Genomic DNA, 3269 nt, shown 5'->3' on the forward strand with positions numbered 1-3269 from the left:
ATTTAGTCAAAGAAATTTTTGAGCAGTTTCAACATTCTGAAGACATTGCTTTACGATATGCTAAGACTTTGGTAAATTTGTCAGCTAAACAAGTAAATGTAGAAGAGAGAAAGAATACCGCTAATTTAGTCAAAGAAATTTTTGAGCAGTTTCAACATTCTGAAGACATTGCTTTACGGTATGCTATGGTTTTATTTAATCTATCAAAACTTCAAAATGAAAGAGATGAAGTAGGCAATACAGTTAAACAAATATTATCTATTTTAACAAATCTCTCTAGCGTTAAAATATTTGAAATTGTAGTGAAAATCTTTGAAAATAATCCTGATACCCCATTAGATACAAATGATATCCCATTCACTAGTCTCACAAAAATTTTAGATAAACTCTGTTTTTATTCCAATGATGGTTTTGACAGAAAATTATTAATTCGAGCTTTAAATCTTGACCTTGTTATAAATACAAAATACGATATTTTAAAGGATTGGATAAAACACTATAAAGATGATGAAAATAAGCTCAATCAGTTAATAGATATCTATAGAATTGTTCAAGAAATCAAGTATCAACTTGGCTTGAAAGCAAAAGATAAAAATTCTAATCTTAAATTTGGTCATTATACCAAAGGAAAAACTCTCCAAAATTTATTAGATCAAGATACAGGAAATACAGATGATACAAAGTTTTCCGTATCTAGGAAAACTCGTTTGTATAATGCCAATTATATGAACGACCCCGAGGAGGGTGTCGTTATCGAAGAAATATTGGAACCTAGCAAAAATGGGGAAATAACATCCTACTTCAAAAAGCGAAATATTTTAGATCCTAGTCCATGGTTCTTAATGAGCTTCACCAGTAAAACAGACGACTTAACTATGTGGTCCCAATACGGCGATGATGCACAGGGTGTTTGTCTGGTACTTAAGGAAGATGATTTCTCAAGATTTACTTCTTTCAATGATGTTTCATGGCGTAAAGAAACTGTATTCATAGAGTCCGAAAATAAGAGTGAAGTTGCCATATCTGAATCAAGTAATGATGTCAAAAGCCCTTCGAAAAAATTAGAGAATGATAATAAAACTCAACTAAAATCTGAACAAAAAGACAATGTTTCTAAAGGAAACATTGATTATCTATACAGAATCGCCTATATTAAAAATTCAGGTGAAAATTTTGAACTCGAGGTATCCGAACTCTTTGATAATAATGAAATAAAAACATTAGAAGTATCTATAAGTAATTTAAAACAAAAATTGGATGAGAGATTGGGTGAGAATGATGACTTTTATAAAAATGCTATCTCTGAATGTATAGAAGAAATTCGTTACTTATTTAAATCTGTAGATTACAAATATGAAAACGAACTTCGTATCTTACGCTATGCTAATCTAGACCCAAGTAACGATAAAATAAAAATTGATAAAGCCTCTGGAATTGGTAAACTTTATGTAGAACGGGAAAATCCAATTCAAATTGAGGAGGTCATTTTTGGTCCTAAATTTCCAACCCCTGAATACGTAACTCCTTTATTGAAACTTTTGGATAAGGATATTAAGTATAAAAGATCTACGATAAAATTTAGATAAAAATCTCCCCAAAATCCTCTAAACTTCTAGTTTTGACTAGAAGTTTTTTATATATAAAAATTTTATACATTTCTCTTGACAGGGCTTTCTTTTAGATGTACAATGTATGTGTAGAAAAATTATATATAAAAATCTTACACATTAGAAAAGGAGGTTTCCCATGTACTTTCCAACATCCTCTGCCTTGATTGAATTTCTCATCTTGGCCGTACTGGAGCAGGATGATTCTTATGGTTATGAGATTAGCCAAACCATTAAGCTTATCGCTAATATCAAAGAATCTACGCTCTATCCCATTCTCAAAAAATTGGAGGGCAATAACTTTCTGACCACCTATTCTAGAGAGTTCCAAGGTCGCATGCGCAAATACTACTCCTTAACAAATGGTGGTATAGAGCAGCTCGTGACCCTAAAAGATGAATGGGCACTCTATACAGACACCATTAATGGCATCATAGAAGGGAGTATCCGCCATGACAAGAACTGAATACCTGACTCAGCTAGAACTCTATCTCAAGAAACTGCCTCAGGCTGACCAAATTGAAGCCATGGACTATTTCAGGGAACTCTTTGACGATGCTGGAGTCGATGGAGAAGAAGAACTCATCGCTAGCTTGGGAACTCCCAAAGAAGCGGCCCACGAAGTTCTCTCTAATCTTCTCGATAAAAAAATCAATGAGGCACCCGCTCAAAAGAATAACCGACAAATTTTGCATATCGCCTTGTTAGCTCTCCTTGCAGCACCCATCGGTATTCCTCTGGGAATCGCCATCCTCGTGTCCCTGTTCGCAATCCTTGTGGCAGCCTTGACTGTCATTCTAGCTTTCTTTGCGGTTTCCATACTTGGTATCATCGGTGGATTCCTATTTTTAGTTGAAAGTTTCACTGTCTTAGCCCAAGCTAAATCAGCCTTTATCTTGATTTTTGGTTCTGGTTTACTAGCTATCGGTGCTTCTTCACTAGTCTTACTAGGTATTTCCTATGTAGCCCGCTTCTTCGGCCTACTCATTGTTCGCCTGGTGCAATTTGTTCTCAAAAAAGGAAAGAGAGGTGACCAGCATGCGTAAATTGACAAAAGGATTTCTCATTTTTGGTGTGGTGACTACCGTTATCGGCTTTATCCTGCTCTTTGTAGGCATCCAATCTGACGGGATTAAGAGTTTACTTGCCATGTCCAAGGAGCCTGTCTATGATAGTCGGATGGAAGAGTTGACCTTTGGCAAGGAAGTCGAAAACCTAGAGATTACGCTCCACCAACACGCGCTGACCATCACAGACTCTTTCGATGATCAAATCCACATTTCTTACCATCCATCACTCTCTGCTCACCATGATCTTGTTACGAATCAAAACGACAAAACTCTAAGCCTAACAGATAAAAAACTGTCTGAAACTCCGTTTCTCTCTTCTGGAATTGGCGGGATTCTCCATATCGCAAGTGGCTACTCTCGTCGTTTTGAAGAAGTTATTCTACAAGTTCCAAAAGGAAGAAGTCTAAAAGGGATCAACGTGTCAACCAATCGTGGACAAACCACCATCATAAATGCTAGCCTTGAAAATGCAACTCTCAATACAAATGGTTATCTCCTCCGAATTGAAGGAAGTCGTATCAAAAACAGCAAATTCAAAACACCAAATATCATCAATATCTTTAGCACAGAACTGACAGATAGTCAGCTAGAG

The 3269-nt window shown here is 35.9% G+C and carries 4 protein-coding genes; all 4 read left to right on the forward strand.

The window, feature by feature from the left end:
• Positions 1 to 1586 (forward strand): DUF2971 domain-containing protein (locus RYL77_RS08925; protein WP_399553799.1); only part of this gene is annotated, 1586 nt, incomplete at its 5' end.
• Positions 1587 to 1746: 160 nt separating this feature from the next.
• On the forward strand, positions 1747 to 2073 hold the full coding sequence (locus RYL77_RS08930; RefSeq protein WP_000273856.1) for a PadR family transcriptional regulator: 327 nt from the start codon (positions 1747 to 1749) through the stop codon (positions 2071 to 2073).
• On the forward strand, positions 2060 to 2653 hold the full coding sequence (locus RYL77_RS08935; RefSeq protein WP_100127963.1) for a DUF1700 domain-containing protein: 594 nt from the start codon (positions 2060 to 2062) through the stop codon (positions 2651 to 2653). The genes RYL77_RS08930 and RYL77_RS08935 overlap by 14 nt, the downstream gene beginning before the upstream one ends.
• The coding region (locus RYL77_RS08940; protein ID WP_315011015.1) for a DUF4097 family beta strand repeat-containing protein at positions 2646 to 3269 on the forward strand (624 nt) is incomplete at its 3' end. The genes RYL77_RS08935 and RYL77_RS08940, both read left to right, overlap by 8 nt.

Origin of the sequence: uncultured Streptococcus sp., assembly GCF_963516515.1 — a bacterium.
GTDB lineage: Bacteria > Bacillota > Bacilli > Lactobacillales > Streptococcaceae > Streptococcus.

Bases quoted from the DNA above. Each gene is read 5' to 3' on its own strand.
- RYL77_RS08930 (WP_000273856.1), top strand. From the start codon at position 1,747: ATGTACTTTCCAACATCCTCTGCCTTGATTGAATTTCTCATCTTGGCC.
- RYL77_RS08935 (WP_100127963.1), top strand. From the start codon at position 2,060: ATGACAAGAACTGAATACCTGACTCAGCTAGAACTCTATCTCAAGAAA.